Origin of the sequence: Rheinheimera pleomorphica (genome assembly GCF_011634895.1) — a bacterium.
In the GTDB taxonomy this organism is placed as follows: Bacteria; Pseudomonadota; Gammaproteobacteria; order Enterobacterales; family Alteromonadaceae; genus Alishewanella; species Alishewanella pleomorphica.
Map to the genome: position 1 here is coordinate 368,060 of NZ_SIRR01000008.1, position 18,220 is coordinate 386,279.

Consider the following 18,220-nt stretch of genomic DNA (forward strand, 5'->3'; position numbering starts at 1 on the left):
TAAGTGGTCTGCTGTTATAAATACTGCACCGCAGTAATTTCAAACTCTACCACGCCTTTAGGTGTAGTAATATTAACCACGTCGTCTGCCGCTTTGCCAATTAAGCCACGGGCAATCGGCGAATTCACCGAAATCAGGTTATTTTTGATATCCGCTTCATCGTCACCCACTATGCGGTAAGTGACTTCTTCTTCGGTGTCCAGATTCAGAATCGTCACCGTGCAACCAAAAATCACCTTACCGGTATTAGGCAGCTTAGTCACATCAATGATCTGCGCATTCGACAGCTTGGCTTCGATATCCTGAATACGGCCTTCACAAAATCCCTGCTGTTCGCGGGCCGCATGATACTCGGCGTTTTCTTTTAAATCGCCGTGCTCTCGCGCCGTCGCTATCGCCTGAATAATGGCAGGACGCTTAACTGATTTTAATTCGTGCAGCTCAGCGCGCAGACGTTCTGCGCCCTGTACTGTCATCGGAATTGCACTCATCCGTTTACTCTCTTATGTAGTTCCTGCACCGAGGCTACGCTGTCAAAAGCACTGGCAGCATTTGACATCACCGTAGCAAAGGCGGCGTTTAACGTTGTAGTGTAGTTAGCTTTGTACTGCAATGCACCACGGCGAATAATTTTGGAGTCTTCTATCGCTTGACGGCCGTCAGTGGTGTTAACAATATAGCTGTACTCGCCGTTTTTAATCCGGTCCAGAATATGTGGCCGGCCTTCTGACACCTTATTCACCCGGCGGCAATCAATACCGGCGGCTTGCAGGGCCTGGGCGGTACCGCCGGTGGCATCCAGCTCAAAGCCTTTTTCAACCATGCGCTTAGCCAGTTCAATAACGCGCACTTTATCGCTGTCGCGAACTGAAAGCAAGGCACGGCCACCGGTTGGAATAACGGTACTGGCCCCTAACTGGCCTTTAGCAAACGCCTGCTCAAAGGTGTCACCCACGCCCATTACCTCACCGGTCGAGCGCATTTCAGGGCCTAAAATAGGATCGACACCCGGGAATTTGTTAAAGGGAATAACCACTTCTTTTACCGAGAAAAATGGTGGAATAATCTCTTTCGTTACGCCTTGCTCAGCCAGTGACTTGCCGGCCATACAGCGGGCACCCACTTTAGCCACAGCAATACCGGTTGCCTTAGACACAAAAGGCACAGTACGGGCGGCACGCGGGTTGACTTCAATTAAGTAAACTTCGCCATCCTTCACCGCAAACTGGGTGTTCATTAAACCAACTACCCCCAGTTCCAGTGCCAGCTTGCGCACCTGCTCGCGCATCACGTCCTGAATGTCTTTACCCAGGCTGTGCGGCGGCAATGAGCAAGCCGAGTCACCTGAGTGCACACCGGCTTGTTCAATATGTTCCATAATGCCGCCGATAACCACTTCTTTGCCATCACAGATGGCATCGATATCCACTTCAATAGCGTCATCAAGGAAGTTATCCAGTAGCACCGGCGAGTCATTCGATACGCTAACCGCTTCGTTCATATAACGGCGCAGGTCTTGCTCATCATAAACAATTTCCATTGCCCGGCCGCCCAGCACGTAAGATGGGCGCACTACCATCGGGAAGCCGATATCAGCTGATTTGGTAATGGCTTCTTCCAAGCTGGTTACGGTAGCATTCTTCGGCTGCTTCAAGCCTAAACGCTCTACCGCCTGCTGGAAGCGCTCACGGTCTTCAGCGCGGTCAATCGCGTCCGGTGAAGTGCCGATAATTGGCACACCGTTCGCTTCCAGAGCGCGGGCTAATTTCAGCGGTGTTTGCCCACCGTATTGCACGATAACGCCTTTTGGCTGCTCCTTACGCACAATTTCCAGCACATCTTCCAGGGTGATGGGCTCAAAATATAACCGGTCTGAGGTGTCGTAATCGGTAGAAACTGTTTCCGGGTTACAGTTCACCATAATGGTTTCGAAACCGTCTTCACGCAGCGCCAGCGCCGCATGTACGCAGCAATAGTCAAACTCAATGCCCTGACCGATACGGTTTGGCCCGCCGCCGATAATCATAATTTTATCGCGGTTAGTCGGCATGGCTTCGCACTCTTCGTCATAGCTTGAGTACATATAGGCCGTGTTAGAGGCAAACTCGGCGGCACAGGTATCCACCCGCTTATACACCGGGTGAATATTAAAGCTGTAGCGCTTTTTGCGTACTTCGTTTTCACTAACGCCCAGTACATCAGCAATGCGCTTATCAGCAAAGCCTTTGCGTTTTAAGCGTTTAAGCCGCGCCTGGTCCAGCGCAGCAAAACCATCTTTGCCAAGCGCCAGCTCTTCTTTGACTAAATCTTCAATTTGGATCAGGAACCAGCGGTCGATATTGGTCAGGCTGAATATCTCATCCATGCTCATGCCCAAACGCAGCGCATCGGCGATATACCAAATACGGTGCGAGCCAGGCTCTTTTAATTCACGGATAATTTTATCTTTGGCTTCCGGCAAACTGATATCAATGATCGGATCCAGGCCACAAACGCCAATTTCGAGGCTGCGCAAGGCTTTTTGCAGCGATTCTTGCTGGTTGCGTCCGATAGACATCACTTCACCCACCGATTTCATCTGGGTGGTTAAGCGGTCATTGGCGCCGGCAAATTTTTCAAAGTTAAAACGGGGCACCTTAGTGACCACGTAGTCAATGCTCGGCTCAAACGAGGCCGGGGTTTTGCCACCGGTAATATCATTGGCCAGCTCGTCCAGTGTATAACCAATCGCCAGCTTGGCCGCTACCTTGGCGATCGGGAAGCCGGTGGCTTTCGACGCCAGTGCCGATGAACGTGACACCCTTGGGTTCATCTCGATAATAACCATACGGCCATCCACCGGGTTAATACCAAACTGTACGTTCGAACCGCCGGTTTCAACGCCGATTTCACGCAGCACTGCCAAAGAGGCATTACGCATGATCTGGTACTCTTTATCAGTCAGCGTTTGCGCCGGTGCCACGGTAATAGAGTCGCCGGTGTGTACGCCCATAGGGTCGAAGTTTTCAATGGCACAGACGATAATACAGTTATCGTTTTTATCGCGCACCACCTCCATTTCGTACTCTTTCCAACCGATTAACGACTCGTCAATCAGCAGCTCTTTGGTGGGCGATAAATCGAGGCCGCGGGTACAAATTTCTTCAAACTCTTCGCGGTTATAGGCAATACCGCCGCCTGAGCCACCCATGGTAAAAGATGGTCGGATAATGCACGGAAAACCAATGTCGTCCAGCACCTGGTAAGCTTCTTCCATCGAGTGGGCCAAACCAGCCCGTGGGCATGCCAGCCCGATCGAACGCATGGCTTTATCAAAGCGGCTACGGTCTTCGGCTTTATCGATCGCATCGGCGGTAGCGCCAATCATTTCGACATTGTATTTGGCCAGTACACCGTGACGCTCTAAGTCCAGCGCACAGTTCAGCGCAGTCTGGCCACCCATAGTGGGTAGCACCGCGCAAGGGCGCTCTTTTTCAATGATTTTTTCTACTACCTGCCAGTGTATTGGCTCTATGTAAGTGGCATCCGCCATTTCCGGATCGGTCATAATGGTGGCCGGGTTCGAGTTCACCAGAATAACGCGGTAGCCTTCTTCCTTTAACGCTTTACAGGCCTGGGCACCTGAATAGTCAAACTCACACGCCTGACCAATGACGATAGGGCCGGCGCCTAAAATTAGAATGCTGTTTAAATCGGTACGTTTTGGCATTGCAGTAAGTCTCCGTAATTCTCTTCGCTTAGGCTTTGGCTTGTTGCATCAGCGCGATAAAGTGGTCGAACAGCTCAGAGGCTTCGTGCGGGCCCGGGCTCGCTTCCGGATGGCCCTGAAAACTGAATGCCGGTTTATCAGTACGGTGTATCCCTTGCAGGGTGCCGTCAAACAATGATTTATGCGTAGCGCGTAAATTGGCCGGTAAGCTGGCTTCATCGACGGCAAAACCGTGGTTTTGCGCGGTGATTAATACCCGCTTAGTGTCCAGATTTTGTACCGGGTGGTTACCACCATGGTGGCCGACTACCATCTTCACGGTTTGCGCGCCACTGGCCAGCGCCAGTAACTGATGGCCTAAGCAAATACCAAAAATTGGAATGTCGGTATCTAAAAAGGTTTTAATGGCGTCAATGGCGTAAGTACAAGGTGCCGGATCGCCAGGGCCGTTAGATAAAAAGATGCCATCCGGGTTTAGCGCCAATACCTCACTGGCCGGCGTTTGCGCCGGTACCACTGTCAGCTGACAACCGCGGTCGGCCAGCATACGTAAAATATTGCGCTTTACGCCAAAATCATAGGCGACTACGTGGAACCGCGCCTCTGGTGCTGCGCGATGACCTTCGCCTAACTGCCAGCTGCCCTCTGTCCACTGATAAGGCGCTTTAACGGTAACTTCTTTGGCAAGATCCATCCCCGATAAGCCAGGGAAGCCTTTAGCCAGTTCCAGCGCCTTGGCTTCGTCCAGATTATCCCCCGCCATCAAGCAACCATTCTGGGCACCTTTTTCGCGTAGAATACGGGTTAGTTTGCGGGTATCGATATCGGCGATGCCAAGAATATTATGTTGTGTTAAATACTGACTAAGTGAGAGTTGGTTACGGAAATTACTGGCTAACAGTGGCAGGTCGCGGATAATCAGGCCTCGGGCCCAGACTTGTCCGGATTCCTCATCTTCAAGGTTAGTACCGGTATTACCAATATGTGGATAAGTAAGAGTAACGATTTGTTCTGCGTATGAGGGATCAGTTAATATTTCCTGATACCCGGTCATAGAGGTGTTAAACACCACCTCACCTACAGAAACTCCTTCAGCGCCAATGGCTGTACCGCGAAATACGGTGCCGTCTTCCAGTACGAGCAGGGCGGACTTAGTCAAGATAACCTCCAAACAGCAAAAAACGGGCGAAAACTGACACTGTTTTACAACCCGTTTTGACCCAAAATGTGATACCCGGATTTGCGCTAGGCAAACCTGACTATTTTAGGCGATCAGCGCTGGATTAGCTATGCTTTTTTTGATTTTTATTACAAATGACAACTTTACGCTATTTTTAAGCTTAATAGCGCAAAAAGTTAGCTTAACTCGGTTAAACCTAACACTTGTTGCATAGAATAAAGTCCGGGCTGTTTATTTTGCAACCACAAAGCAGCGCGCAGTGCACCTTGAGCAAAGGTGTTTCGGCTAGAGGCTTTGTGGCTTATTTCCAGCCTTTCGCCCAAATCTGCAAATAAGGCGGTATGGTCACCAATAATGTCGCCGCCACGCACCGTAGCAAAGCCAATAGTTTGCTGCTGTCGCTCACCGGTCATGCCTTCGCGGCCATACACTGCCACCTTAGCCAGGTCGCGGTCCAGCGCCTTGGCAATGCTGGCACCAATAGCCAGTGCCGTGCCCGATGGCGCATCTTTTTTAAAGCGGTGGTGCGCTTCAATAATTTCAATATCTGCCGTCTGGCCCATTACCTTGGCGGCGGTTTGCACCAAATGCAGCAGCAGGTTTACGCCAACACTCATATTGGGTGCCCAAACAATTGCAATATGCTTCGCGGCCTGCTGCACTTGCTGATATTGCGCGTCGGTTAAACCGGTTACACCTATCACCATGGCTTTGCCCGCCGCCACTGCCAATTGCAGATGCGCCAGCATGGCCTCCGGCATGGTAAAGTCAACCCAAATATCGGCCTGCTTGATACTGTCAGCACCGGTGGCGCTAAGTGACACACCCAACTTGCCAACACCGGCCAGCTCACCGGCATCGACGCCGAGCAGATCGGAGCCTGGCCGCACTGTGGCTGCCGTCAGGTTTAACTGTTGCTCATTGGCAACCGTAATTAACGCCCGGCCCATGCGGCCGTTAGCACCCAAAACACCGATAGAAGACATAATCTGGCTCTGTATAACAATAACAATGGCGGCTATTAGAGCAAAAGCCGCCGGTAGGGGGAAGCAAAATAGCCATCTTAATGGCCATTTTTATAACTAAACCGCGCGCTGCAAAATCTGTCGCGATACCTCTGGCGTAATATCGCCATGCTCACCCAGCTTTAGCATGCCGTTGGCAGTAAGCGCCGCCACCAGTTTATCCACTGCATCGGCGTTAATACCGTAATCGGCTAAGCGGGTTGGTACGCCCATTTGCTCGAAAAAAGCCCGGGTATGCGCAATGGCATCATCCATTAAGCGCTCTTCGTCCTGATGCTGCAACTGCCAGATCCGGCGGCCATATTGCAGCAGTTTGTCGCGTTTCTGCGTGCGTTGCTGCTGCAACAGCGACGGCAGCACTATGGCTAAAGTCTGAGCATGATCCAGGCCATACAAGGCAGTAATTTCATGGCCAATCATATGGGTCGCCCAATCCTGTGGCACACCCTGACCAATCAGGCCGTTTAGCGCCATGGTCGCCGCCCACATTACGTTAGCCCGCACATCATAGTCATCTGGCTGGCTTAATGCTTTTGGCCCTTGTTCAATCAGCGTGTGTAAAATGCCCTCGGCAAAACGGTCCTGCAGCGGTGCATTAACCGGATAGGTCATATACTGCTCCATCACATGTACGAAGGCATCCACTACGCCATTGGCAACCTGCTTCGGCGGCAGGCTAAAGGTCACTGTCGGGTCCAGAATAGCAAATTGCGGATACACTAAGCTGCTTGAAAATGACAGTTTCTGCTGGGTTTCATAGCGGGTTACCACTGAATTGCCGTTGCTCTCGGTACCGGTAGCCGGTAACGTTAGCACGCAGCCCAGTGGGATAGCAGAGGTTACTTTGGCGCCTTTAGCTAAAATATCCCAGGCATCGCCGGCAAATACAGCGGCCGCGGCGATAAACTTAGTGCCGTCAATCACACTACCGCCCCCCACGGGCAGTAAAAAGTCTATTTTTTCGCGCCGCACTAAATCAGCCGCCCGCATTAAGGTTTCAAAGCTGGGGTTAGGCTCTATGCCGCTAAATTCCTGCCAGTCAAAACCGTCCAGCGCTTGCACTACCTGCTGATATACCCCGTTTTGCTTAATAGAGCCGCCGCCATAAGTTAATAACACCTTGCTACCTGGCGGGATCAGCTTACTGATTTGCTTCAGTTGATCTTTACCAAAGACGATACGGGTGGGGTTTTGAAACGAAAAATTAAACATGCTGTCTCCAACGCTATGGTCTGCTTTAGGCTCAGTGTTATGCGGCTGGCCTGAGGTGGGATCAAGGCCAGACCGACATATTGCGTTAAAGCGCGCGCTGTTTAGGCCGAATCGCCCCTGAGCTGGCGAACCTGCTGCTCCAATACAGCCGCACTCGCTTGCTCTGGCGGTAATGCCTCGCTGGCGTGCAGGCTAATTCTAGACCAAAAACGGCCTTTAAACTTAAAAGCGCCATTGCCATGATGACTAAAGAAGGAACCCCATAAACCTTGTAGTGCCATCGGCACCACCGGTACCGGCGTTTCTTGCAGAATACGCTCTATACCGGGGCGAAAACCGTCAATATCGCCGGTTTTAGTTAAACGCCCTTCCGGAAAGATACACACCAGATTGCCTTGCTCAAGCTCACGCTTAATGCTGGCAAAAGCCGCTTCGTACACCTGCTCATTTTTCTGCCGGGCACAAATGGGAATAGTGCGCGCCGCTTTAAACAGCCAATTCGCGACCGGTAAATCATAAATAGCTTTTTCCATCACGAAACGCACCGGTCGGCGTACTGCCCCACCGATTAACAGTGCATCGACATAGCTGACATGGTTAGCCACCAGCACCGCAGCACCTTCTGAGGGGATATTATCCAGACCACGACTGCTAACCCGATACATGGTATGGCTGAGTATATAGATGACAAAGCGCAGTACAAATTCCGGCAACTGGCTGTAAACATACAGCGCCACTACCGCATTCATAATAGCCAGAATAAGAAAATACTCCGGTATTGCTAAATCCAGCAGGGTTAAAAACACGATACCGGCCATGGCACTGACCACCATAAACAAGGCATTGAAAATATTATTGGCCGCGATGACCCTCGCCCGCTCTGTCGGCTCTGCCCGTTGCTGCAACAACGCATATAACGGTACGATAAACAGGCCGCCAAAGATGCCAATCAATGTCAGGTCAATTAACACCCACCAGCCAAATGCACTGGCCAGAAACTGCGACAGGTTTAACAGCTCAGCCGGTACCTGCGCCGGACTGCTGAAATACAGGCTAATACCAAACAGCGTTAAACCTATGGAACCTATCGGCACTATACCAAGCTCTACCCTGTCGCCCGATAAACGCTCGCACAGCATAGAACCGATACCGACGCCTACCGAGAACGCAACCAATAATGCGGTCACTACTGTGTTGTCACCACCGAGCACGGTTTTAGTAAAATTGGGGAACTGGGTTAAGTAACTGGCGCCCAAAAACCAGAACCAGCTAATTGCCATAATCGACAAATACAGCGTTCTGTTGGCATAACTGATACTGATGGTGTTTTTTGTTTGCTGCCAGGGGGCAAAGCGAAAACGCCCGGCGCCATTCACCTCGCCCACCGCCGGAATTTGCCTGCTGATCAGGTAACCTAACAGTGCAAACAACACGACGACAAGACCAATCCATAACGGCGCATCGGCCACCCCAACCAACAAGCCGCCGACAATGGTACCCAGCAAGATAGCGACAAAGGTGCCCATCTCCACCCAGGCATTACCGGCCAGTAATTCTTTGTCATTCAACAGCTGCGGCAAAATGGCATACTTTGCCGGGCCAAAAAATGCCGACTGGCTGCCCATTAAAAACAACAGCCCCAGCAGCAACAAATACTGCTGAAAATAAAATGCCAGACCAGCCAGCAACATTAAGCCAATTTCCAGCAGCTTAAGCGCACGGATCAGTTTGGTTTTACACATCGCGTCAGCCAGAGCACCGGCAGTGGCGGAGAACAATAAAAATGGCAGAATAAATAAGCCGGCTGCCAGGTTCATTGTCAGATCCGTGTCCCACGGCAACGCATTGGCCGCCGTAAACGCCAACAGCAACATCAGTGCATTTTTAAACACATTGTCGTTAAAGGCACCGCAGGCCTGGGTTAAGAAGAACGGCAAAAAACGACGCGATAGCAGTAATTTAAATGGTGACATCAACACTCCATGTGACACAGCACAACAGAAAAAATTGTTGCCAGCATAATAAACTCAGGTAGCTTATACCAGTACGAAAACGCGCCAGCACAAATTGACAGGACGTCCAGCCATCTATATAGTGCGCGTCCATTTGCCAACTATGCCTGAAATTAACATCGGCGTTGGCCTGACAGGATAAGCTATGACTCAACAGACTGATATGGCACCCGGTGCCAAACGCTCGTTACTGCCGTTATTGTTTTTTGTGGCACTGTTTTTAGGCACCGGCCTGTATTTGCAACAACAGGATGTGGCTTATGCTTTTTATCAGTTGCCCGGTCATGTTGCCATTATCCCGGCGCTAATACTGGCTATCTGGCTGCATAAAGCGCCATTGCAGCAATCCATTGATGTGATGATCAAAGGCGCCGGCAACAGCAATATTATTACCATGTGCATTATTTACTTGTTAGCCGGTGCTTTTGCCAGTGTAGCCAGCGCCACCGGCGGTGTCGACGCTGCGGTCAATGCTGGCTTAAGCCTGGTGCCCGCGCCCTGGTTATTACCCGGTTTGTTTATTATTGCTGCCCTGGTGTCTACTGCCATGGGTACCTCTATGGGTACCATAGGCGCATTAGCGCCAATAGCGGTTGGTTTGGCACAGCAAGCAGGCTTAGAGCCCGCTCTGGTCGCCGGTGTACTGCTAAGCGGTGCGATGTTTGGTGACAACTTATCGATTATTTCCGACACGACTATCGCCTCTACCCGCACCCAGGGCACGCAGATGGCGGATAAATTCCGTGAAAATATCAAAATTGCCCTGCCTGCGGCGGCACTGACACTGCTGCTGTATGTTGTGCTGGCCAACGATGGCGCGCCGGTGGCCATTGATAGTGTAAACTGGAGCGGTGTGCTGCCTTATGCTGCTATTTTGCTGCTGGCGGTGATGGGGCTGAATGTATTTGTCGTGCTGTTATTAGGTATAGTACTGGCGGCACTACAGGGGGCAATATTCGCCGATTACGCCATCGCTAATCTGGGCAAAGATATCGCCAGCGGTTTTGCCAATGTACAGGAAATTTTCTTGCTGGCGATGCTGGTAAGCGCACTGAGTGAGTTTATCAAACAGCAAGGTGGTCTGGCCTGGATTGCCGGTAACATTCAGCAATTAGCCAACGGCCTGAGGTTGGCTGGCAATAAAGCCCAGCAACTGGCCATCGCCGCGCTGGCATTTATCAGTAATCTTTGCATTGCCAATAATACGGTAGCCATAGTGCTGACCGGTGAGCTAAGTAAAACGCTGGCGCAGCAGCATCATATCAGCCCACGGCGCAGCGCCAGTTTACTGGATATTTTTGCCTGTATCAGCCAGGGCTTGGTGCCTTATGGCGCCCAGGCACTGCTGCTCGGCGCCAGTTTTGGTATTTCGCCCTGGCAGGTGGTCAGCCAAAGCTATTACTGTCTGATCTTATTGGTTGTGGCATTGCTCATTATTCTGGCGCGGCCAGCATCCGCCCGACAAGCGCAGATCAGCGGCGCTTAATATCGCTGTGCAGGGTCCGCCTTAACCATTGCTGTATTGCAGCAGCGGGTTTTGCCAGCGTGTGGTACAGCAAAACCTGCCAGCGCATTTTTAATTTGTGGCCACGAACAAACCATAACTGCTGCGCCAGCCAGGCACGGATCCCGTCCCCGCGCAGCATACTCAATAGCAGATAACATACCAGCGGCTGCGCCTTACTCAGCCGCATACTGCCACGACAATGCTGAGCCGCCGGGTTAGCAAATACCTCTGCCAATATCTGGCAAGCGTTAGCCACGGCTGACTGCACTGTCATCAGTGTCGCCTGTTGCAGCATAAAATCCAGCTGCTGCTCTTGTTGCACCTGCAGCAGCAGATCATTTAAGTCGATAAGGTCTTTTTGCAGTTTGTGCGTTTCTTCCTGATAAAACATATGCACAGCGGCATGAATAAACAAATGCGCGCTTTTAGGCAGCTTAAACGCCGAGCCCGGCATTGCCTCAGCATGGCTAAATATCGGGCTGATATCAATTTTACGCGCTGATGCCGTTGGGTAAATATGATGGTGCAGGTCGATAACAGTGCCGCGCTGATAATGTTGTAACGGTGGATTCTGATGTGACCAGTTCAGATAATAGGCCCTGTCGTAATCGCTAAGCCCAACTTCCTGAAAGCCATAGAAAAATAACTTGTCCCGTGTCAGTCGTAGTTGTGCTGCCGGTACCAGCATATCGATATCAGCAAACAAGCGGCCGTAACTCACCGGCAAGGCCCGACAGCGATAGGCCGCGCCTTTTAGCAATACACAAGGATACTCTGCCGCAGCAAATAGCGGCTCCAACTGCTGCAATTCACTGAACAATGCCTGCTGTTGTTTCTCGGCATAGCGGGCTGCCGATAAGCCATGCTGCTGCACCTGCTGTGGCACCTGCGCCAACAGCCCTTTACGTTGCAGCAGGTAATAAAACCGGGCACTAAGGCCATGTTGACGCGCCTGCTGCAAAAATTGCGTCCACTGCGCTGCGCTGGCGTGCTGTATAAAGCGCTCCGGATCGGCAAAAAAATCCAGCATCAGTGTGCTCAACATAACTGGTTTATCTCGTGCAGCGCCTGCTCAATATCAGCATATTCTAAACGGAAACTGTCGGTTTGCTGCACTAAGGTGCTCAGGCTGTTAAAGCCCCGCGCAGAGAGCACCGTATAGTTAAACGAATTATGCGCCAAATGCATAAAAGCATCCGCTTTACGCAGGCAGGTTAACGCTAATTGCTGTTGGCTGGCATTATATTGCGGGAACACCACCCAGGCCGCTGTCGCGGTTTGCCGGTAAGCCTGCCAGCTTGATACGCCAGGCAGCATATAGCCTACCGTGCCCTTAGTGGTGCCAGTTGTTATCTGTCGTATGTCAGCCTGTGGGTACCATTGTTTAAGCAGCTTAAGCGACTGATTTTTAAGACTAAGCGGTCGCACATACGGCACTATTTCACCGCTTAATAAATCCACCAGGCACATTTCATCCGATAACAGCCGCCAACCTTCCTGCATCAAGGCAGCACACAGGGTACTTTTACCCGAACCGGGCGGCGCCGGCATAATTAACGCTTTGCCACCGCGCTCTAACACGGCAGCATGAATAGCCAGATACTGGTGCTGATAAGACGCCACACACCAGTTTAAGCCCCATTCAAACACCGGCACCAACTGCTGACGCTCTGTCATCCGAAAATGCTGCTGCGCAGACGACACATGAAAAGGCCGGCCCCAGCCAGCCCAGCGCCGCCGCACATCCAGGCAAAAATCGTAAATAATGCTGTCATCGGGCGCAGTTAAAATGGAAGGGGGATACAACTCTGCCAGTGCGGAACGTAGTTTACTGCAGCGGTTAGTTACCAGAACCGAAAAGGGCGCGGTATGTAACACAAAATCAGTCAAGCGCTATCCCATCATCCTGCTCATCAGCAGCGAGCTGCCGGGTCTCATGAGTTGTAAAACAAAAAGCAACTCGCGAACTGTCGCTAAATATCGTCTCCAGTTCATCAGGTTGCTCACAGCAGCTTAACCATGCAGAGTAACTCAGCGTCACATCCATCTGGTTATTAATACCCGTCAATATAATAAACTAATAAATCAGATAGCTTTTTCTGCTCTTCCTGTGTCTTCACTGCTTTATAGGCTGCGACAATTTGGTCAGCTGAAGGAATATTTGTCGCAATACCTTCGCGCTGATAAAACAAAGAATGAAGAAACAAACAGGCAATATTCCGGATCAACGGGAAACCGCCTTTCATGTTAACTGCTTGCTTCAACGTGCCTTGATAGCCTGAACCAAATACCATATTAAATTTAGTATATTGGTTGATATCAATCAGGCCCCACTGTTTATCCCAGGCGCCGCCATAATGCCAAAAATAGGCGCCTTTACCATCGCCAGCCCCGGCTTTGTGGGCTTCAAAATACAATTTGGCACTGCCGTGCGATTTAAAGGTGGTCTCGCACTGCACAAACTTGTCCGGCTGTACCGACTGCATTTGCGATGCGGTTTCACTGAGTGAGCAGTTTAAGGTGCTGGTACCCCAGGCTGCTTTACTCTTTAGTGTCAGCAATACCGGCAAAGAGCCAAGCCCGGCGCGCAGCAAAAATTTTCTGCGTCCGGAATGCTCAGTAGAAGTTTCCTTGTCATTAACTGATGCCATAACCCTATTCCATTAAGCAAATTGCATAAAAGTGTACTGCTACAATTATGCAAGATCAAATCCAACACGTTAATACTATGTTTTAATTCAGATTAAAACCAAGCACCGCAAAACCACACTTTCACTTTGTAAAGCAAACTGACACCTATCAAGCTTAGCCTGTACAACGTGGCAAGGGGCCTCTGGCTTTACGCTCATTATAGGTTTTCATTGCCTCTGGCATTTTTTCGCGTAAATCTTTAATCCGCGTCTCTGGCAACGGATGGGTCGACATAAACTCCGGCGTACCACCACCGCCGGCAGCCGCCATATTTTGCCACAGGTTTACCGCCTGACGTGGTTCAAAACCGGCTTTGGCCATTAGCTCCAGGCCGATGATATCCGACTCGCTCTCGTGCGCCCGGCTAAAGGGTAACGCTACGCCCAACTGTGCCCCCAGGCCAAAAGCGGTCATCAACTCTTGCTGGTATTTAACGCCATATGCTTTCATGCCGGCGTCGCCCAGCGCCAGTATGGTTTGGATGCCCTGATTGGTCGACAGCCGCTCATTGCTATGGCCAGCAATAACGTGGGCAATTTCATGCCCTACCACAGCGGCCAGTTGATCCTGATTCTGCGCCACTTTTAATAAGCCGGTGTAAACCCCTATTTTACCGCCCGGCAGCGCAAAAGCGTTGACCTGATCGGCATCAAACACCACAATTTCCCAGCTTTGCGCCCGGGTGCTGTCTGGTGTAACCGCCAGCAAGCTATTGGCCACACATTTGACGTAGCTATTGGTTTTTGCATCTTTGGCAATTGGCGTTTCCGCTTTCATTGATTCAAAGGTTTGCGCGCCCATTTTGCCAAGCTCAGCGTCATTAAACAGCATAATCTGGCGCCGGCCTGTCGGCGACTGAGCACAGGCGGCAATTAACAGGGCACAGGTGCTGGTAACCAGTAACTTCTTTATCATTGCTATATCCTTATCTGCTGCCTAAGCGGCAAAAACTAAACTTGTTTTATTGTATCTGCTAAGCAATAAAAAACCACCCGAAGGTGGTTTTTCATTAAATTTTAACTGGTTAAATCATCAAAAAACTTCTTCACACCATCAAAGAAGCCCTTTGATTTTGGCCGGTGTTTAGCTTCACCATCACCCGCCATGCTGTCGTCCAGTTGGCGTAGCAGCTCTTTTTGCTTGTCGCTTAAGTTAACCGGTGTTTCAATGACCACTTTGCACACTAAGTCGCCGACACCACCACCACGCACTGACTTCACGCCCTTACCACGCAGGCGGAACATTTTGTCCGTCTGGGTTTCTGCCGGTATTTTCAGTTTTACCCGGCCATCCAATGTCGGCACATCAATCTCGCCGCCTAAGGCTGCCGTGGTAAAACTCAGTGGTACATCACAATACAGGTTGTTGCCATCACGCACGAAGATCGGGTGTTCTTTAACATGCACCTGTACGTAAAGGTCGCCTGCCGGTGCGCCGTGCATACCGGCCTCACCTTCACCGGTTAAACGAATGCGATCGCCGGTATCAACGCCAGCCGGAATTTTCACCGACAGGGTTTTGGTTTTCTCTATGCGGCCTTCGCCATGACACTTAGTGCAGGGCTCCGGAATAATTTTACCGCGGCCATTACAGGTCGGACAGGTTTGCTGTACGGCAAAAAAGCCCTGACGCATGGTAACCTGGCCGGCGCCATGACAGGTTGGGCAGCTCTTGGCTGAGGTGCCTTTTTTCGCACCCGAGCCATCACAGCTGTCGCAACCGACCATAGTCGGCACTTTAATGTCGACTGATTTGCCGCGTACTGCTTCTTCCAGGCTTAGCTCCAGGTTGTAGCGTAAGTCAGAGCCGCGCTGCGCCCGTGATTGACCACGACGGCCGCCGCCACCGAAAATATCGCCGAACACGTCGCCAAAAATATCACCGAAATCAGCACCACCGGCACCGCCGCCAAAACCACCGGCGCCACGGTTTGGGTCTACCCCGGCATGGCCAAAACGGTCGTAGGCAGCACGCTTTTGCTCATCCGACAACACCTCATAGGCTTCCTGGACTTCTTTAAACTTCTCTTCCATGGCTTTATCGCCCTGAGTACGGTCAGGGTGAAACTTCATGGCGAGGCGTTTATAAGCCTTTTTGATGTCTTTATCGTCGGCGCCTTTGGCGACACCTAATACTTCATAATAGTCACGCTTGGACATAGTTCCCGCTCAGTAAAAGTCTTAATGCCAAAGGGCTGGCACCTGGCCAGCCCTTATACTTCAGCCAGATTACTTCTTGTCGTCTTTCACTTCTTCAAACTCAGCATCCACTACATCGTCGTTGCTGTCTGCTTGCTGGCCAGCCTCGCCACCGCCTTGCTGAGCTTTAGCCTGTGCCGCTTCCATCAGCTTCTGTGATGCCTGAATAAGTGCCTGTGATTTCTCGTCAATCGCCGCCTTGTCGCTGCCTTTTAACACCGCTTCAAGATCTTTGATTGCCGTTTCAATGGCTTCTTTGTCATTGGCCGCTAAGGCATCGCCCACTTCGTCCAGCTGTTTGCGGGTAGCATGCACCATCGCATCAGCCTGGTTACGGGTTTGTACCAGCTCTTCAAACTTTTTATCTTCCTCGGCATGCGCTTCAGCATCTCGTACCATGGCTTGAATTTCTTCATCGCTTAAGCCTGAGTTGGCCTTGATAGTGATCTTCTGCTCTTTGCCAGTGTCTTTATCTTTAGCAGACACATGCAAAATACCGTCGGCGTCTAAGTCGAATACCACTTCAATTTGCGGCTCGCCACGGCGGCCGGCACGGATACCTTCTAAGTTAAACTGGCCCAATGACTTGTTATCAGAGGCACGCTTACGCTCGCCCTGCAGTACGTGAATGGTTACTGCAGACTGGTTGTCTTCTGCCGTTGAGAACACCTGTGACTTCTTGGTTGGAATCGTGGTGTTTTTCTCAATTAGCGCTGTCATCACGCTGCCCATGGTTTCAATACCCAGTGACAGTGGTGTTACGTCTAACAGCAATACATCTTTTACATCACCTGACAGTACCGCGCCCTGAATGGCCGCACCTACTGCTACCGCTTCGTCCGGGTTCACGTCTTTACGCGCTTCTTTACCGAAGAACGCCGCTACCGCTTCCTGTACTTTCGGCATCCGCGTTTGACCGCCCACCAGGATAATGTCGTCAATTTCGCCGACGCTTAAGTCCGCATCTTTCAATGCTTGCTTCAGCGGCTCAATAGTACGCTGCACTAAGTCTTCTACCAAGGATTCCAGCTTGGCGCGGGTTACCTTAATATTTAAGTGTTTCGGGCCTGACGCATCTGCGGTGATGTACGGCAGGTTCACTTCCGTTTGTGACGCTGAAGACAGCTCAATCTTGGCTTTCTCAGCAGATTCTTTTAAGCGCTGCATGGCCAGCGGGTCGTTACGCAGGTCAATACCCTGCTCTTTTTTGAACTCTTCTACTAAGTAGTTGATTAAACGGTTATCAAAGTCTTCACCACCTAAGTGCGTATCACCATTAGTAGCCAATACTTCGAAGGTTTGTTCGCCGTCTACATCGTCAATTTCAATGATAGAGATATCAAAAGTACCGCCACCTAAGTCATATACTGCAACCTTGGTGTCGCCTTTCTTTTTATCCATACCATAAGCCAGTGCCGCAGCGGTTGGCTCGTTGATAATACGTTTTACGTCTAAACCGGCAATGCGGCCGGCATCTTTAGTGGCCTGACGCTGTGCATCGTTAAAGTAGGCCGGTACGGTAATAACCGCAGCTGTAACCGCTTCGCCTAAGTAGTCTTCGGCGGTTTTCTTCATCTTTTTCAGCACTTCGGCTGAAATTTGCGGTGCGGCTAATTTTTTGCCTTTAACTTCAACCCAGGCGTCACCATTATCTGCCTTAACAATGGCGTAAGGCATAATTTTGATGTCGCGCTGTACTTCTTCGTCTTCAAAACGACGACCGATTAAACGCTTAATGGCGAATAAGGTGTTTTTCGGGTTGGTAACTGCCTGACGTTTTGCCGGCTGGCCTACCAGTACTTCACCGTCTTCAGCATAAGCAATGATAGATGGCGTAGTACGGGTGCCTTCCGCGTTTTCTAATACACGAGGTTTGTCGCCGTCTAATACCGCCACACAAGAGTTGGTTGTACCTAAGTCAATACCGATGATTCTGCCCATAACTGCTCTCCACTTAATATTTGAACAATTAAAAATTGTGTTGAAGCGTTAATGGGGATTAGCCCTGATCCATTCAAGGTTATTGACGTAAAAAATTTGCTTTAACTTATAAAAGCAAGGCTTTAGCCGGGGTTTAACGCTTTTAGCGGCAAAAGCGGTTAACTTATCCCGCCTGACCCGACTATAATAGCCGACATTGTTCCTACTCTTAAAAAAGGCTTATGTTATGCCATTACTGGACAGCTTTACCGTCGACCATACCATTATGAAAGCCCCAGCCGTGCGGGTGGCAAAAAAAATGAATACGCCAAAAGGCGATGCTATTACCGTATTCGATTTACGTTTTTGTGTGCCAAATGAAGAAATTTTATCGGAAAAAGGTATCCATACGCTGGAGCATTTATTTGCTGGCTTTATGCGCGACCATTTGAATGGTGATGATGTTGAGATTATCGATATTTCACCAATGGGCTGTCGCACCGGCTTTTATATGAGCTTAATTGGCACACCGGACGAGCAGCGCGTGGCCAAGGCCTGGCAGGCGGCGATGGATGATGTATTGCACGTGGCCAGCCAAAGCGATATTCCTGAGCTGAACATTTATCAGTGCGGCACGGCACAGATGCACTCGCTGGACGAAGCCAAGCAAATTGCGAAAAACATTCTTGAGCGTGGCGTGGGTGTGAATAAAAATGATGAACTGGCCTTGCCCACAGAGATCCTGAACAAGCTTTAAGCAGGGTTA

At 50.6% G+C, this 18,220-nt stretch carries 14 protein-coding genes; 2 read left to right on the plus strand and 12 right to left on the minus strand.

The genetic code is table 11. The features are described 5' to 3' along the window. Positions 1-14: 14 nt before the first annotated feature. The 6 genes from greA to EYB30_RS10900 all read right to left on the minus strand — a co-directional run bounded on the left by greA (position 15) and on the right by EYB30_RS10900 (position 9,099). A complete protein-coding gene (gene greA / locus EYB30_RS10875) occupies positions 15-491 on the minus strand; it encodes a transcription elongation factor GreA (RefSeq protein WP_166838935.1) in 477 nt (158 codons plus the stop codon). Next, complete coding sequence (carB, locus tag EYB30_RS10880) at positions 488-3,709, minus strand: carbamoyl-phosphate synthase large subunit (protein ID WP_166838936.1); 3,222 nt, start codon at positions 3,707-3,709, stop codon at positions 488-490. Before carB ends, greA begins: the two co-directional genes overlap by 4 nt. Positions 3,710-3,737: 28 nt before the next feature. Beyond that, complete coding sequence (gene carA, locus EYB30_RS10885; protein WP_166838937.1) at positions 3,738-4,868, minus strand: glutamine-hydrolyzing carbamoyl-phosphate synthase small subunit; 1,131 nt, start codon at positions 4,866-4,868, stop codon at positions 3,738-3,740. A 197-nt stretch (positions 4,869-5,065) separates the two neighbouring features. Then, complete coding sequence (dapB, locus tag EYB30_RS10890) at positions 5,066-5,875, minus strand: 4-hydroxy-tetrahydrodipicolinate reductase (RefSeq protein WP_166838938.1); 810 nt, start codon at positions 5,873-5,875, stop codon at positions 5,066-5,068. Between the two features lie 96 nt (positions 5,876-5,971). After that, positions 5,972-7,126 (minus strand): iron-containing alcohol dehydrogenase, encoded by a 1,155-nt coding sequence (locus EYB30_RS10895; RefSeq protein ID WP_166838939.1) that lies wholly within the window; start codon positions 7,124-7,126, stop codon positions 5,972-5,974. Positions 7,127-7,227: 101 nt separating this feature from the next. Continuing rightward, entirely contained in the window at positions 7,228-9,099 is a 1,872-nt protein-coding gene (locus EYB30_RS10900; protein ID WP_166838940.1) for an MFS transporter, read from the minus strand. A gap of 184 nt (positions 9,100-9,283) precedes the next feature. Here EYB30_RS10900 and EYB30_RS10905 point away from each other — a divergent pair, with 184 nt between their 5' ends. Continuing rightward, positions 9,284-10,624 carry a Na+/H+ antiporter NhaC family protein gene (locus EYB30_RS10905; protein WP_166838941.1) on the plus strand — a complete coding sequence of 447 codons (1,341 nt, stop codon included), beginning with the start codon at positions 9,284-9,286 and terminating at the stop codon, positions 10,622-10,624. Here the strand turns inward: EYB30_RS10905 and EYB30_RS10910 are convergent. The 6 genes from EYB30_RS10910 to dnaK form a co-directional block, all read right to left on the minus strand. After that, positions 10,611-11,690 carry a nucleotidyltransferase domain-containing protein gene (locus EYB30_RS10910; RefSeq protein WP_166838942.1) on the minus strand — a complete coding sequence of 360 codons (1,080 nt, stop codon included), beginning with the start codon at positions 11,688-11,690 and terminating at the stop codon, positions 10,611-10,613. The two genes, EYB30_RS10905 and EYB30_RS10910, sit on opposite strands and share 14 nt — an antisense overlap. Then, entirely contained in the window at positions 11,684-12,535 is an 852-nt protein-coding gene (locus EYB30_RS10915) for an HprK-related kinase A (protein ID WP_166838943.1), read from the minus strand. The genes EYB30_RS10910 and EYB30_RS10915 overlap by 7 nt, the downstream gene beginning before the upstream one ends. 164 nt (positions 12,536-12,699) lie before the next feature. Continuing rightward, the gene (locus EYB30_RS10920) at positions 12,700-13,296 is read right to left on the minus strand and encodes a hypothetical protein (protein ID WP_166838944.1); all 597 of its coding nucleotides are present in this window, start codon (positions 13,294-13,296) and stop codon (positions 12,700-12,702) included. Positions 13,297-13,450: 154 nt separating this feature from the next. Then, positions 13,451-14,251, minus strand: a complete 801-nt coding sequence (locus tag EYB30_RS10925; protein WP_166838945.1) for a M48 family metallopeptidase — start codon at positions 14,249-14,251, stop codon at positions 13,451-13,453. Between the two features lie 101 nt (positions 14,252-14,352). Further along, entirely contained in the window at positions 14,353-15,495 is a 1,143-nt protein-coding gene (gene dnaJ / locus EYB30_RS10930) for a molecular chaperone DnaJ (protein WP_166838946.1), read from the minus strand. 69 nt (positions 15,496-15,564) lie between these two features. Further along, positions 15,565-17,475: a molecular chaperone DnaK gene (dnaK, locus tag EYB30_RS10935; RefSeq protein ID WP_166838947.1), complete on the minus strand. Its 1,911-nt coding sequence runs from the start codon at positions 17,473-17,475 to the stop codon at positions 15,565-15,567. 226 nt (positions 17,476-17,701) lie between these two features. Here dnaK and luxS point away from each other — a divergent pair, with 226 nt between their 5' ends. Beyond that, positions 17,702-18,211: an S-ribosylhomocysteine lyase gene (luxS, locus tag EYB30_RS10940; protein ID WP_166838948.1), complete on the plus strand. Its 510-nt coding sequence runs from the start codon at positions 17,702-17,704 to the stop codon at positions 18,209-18,211. Positions 18,212-18,220 lie beyond the last annotated feature (9 nt).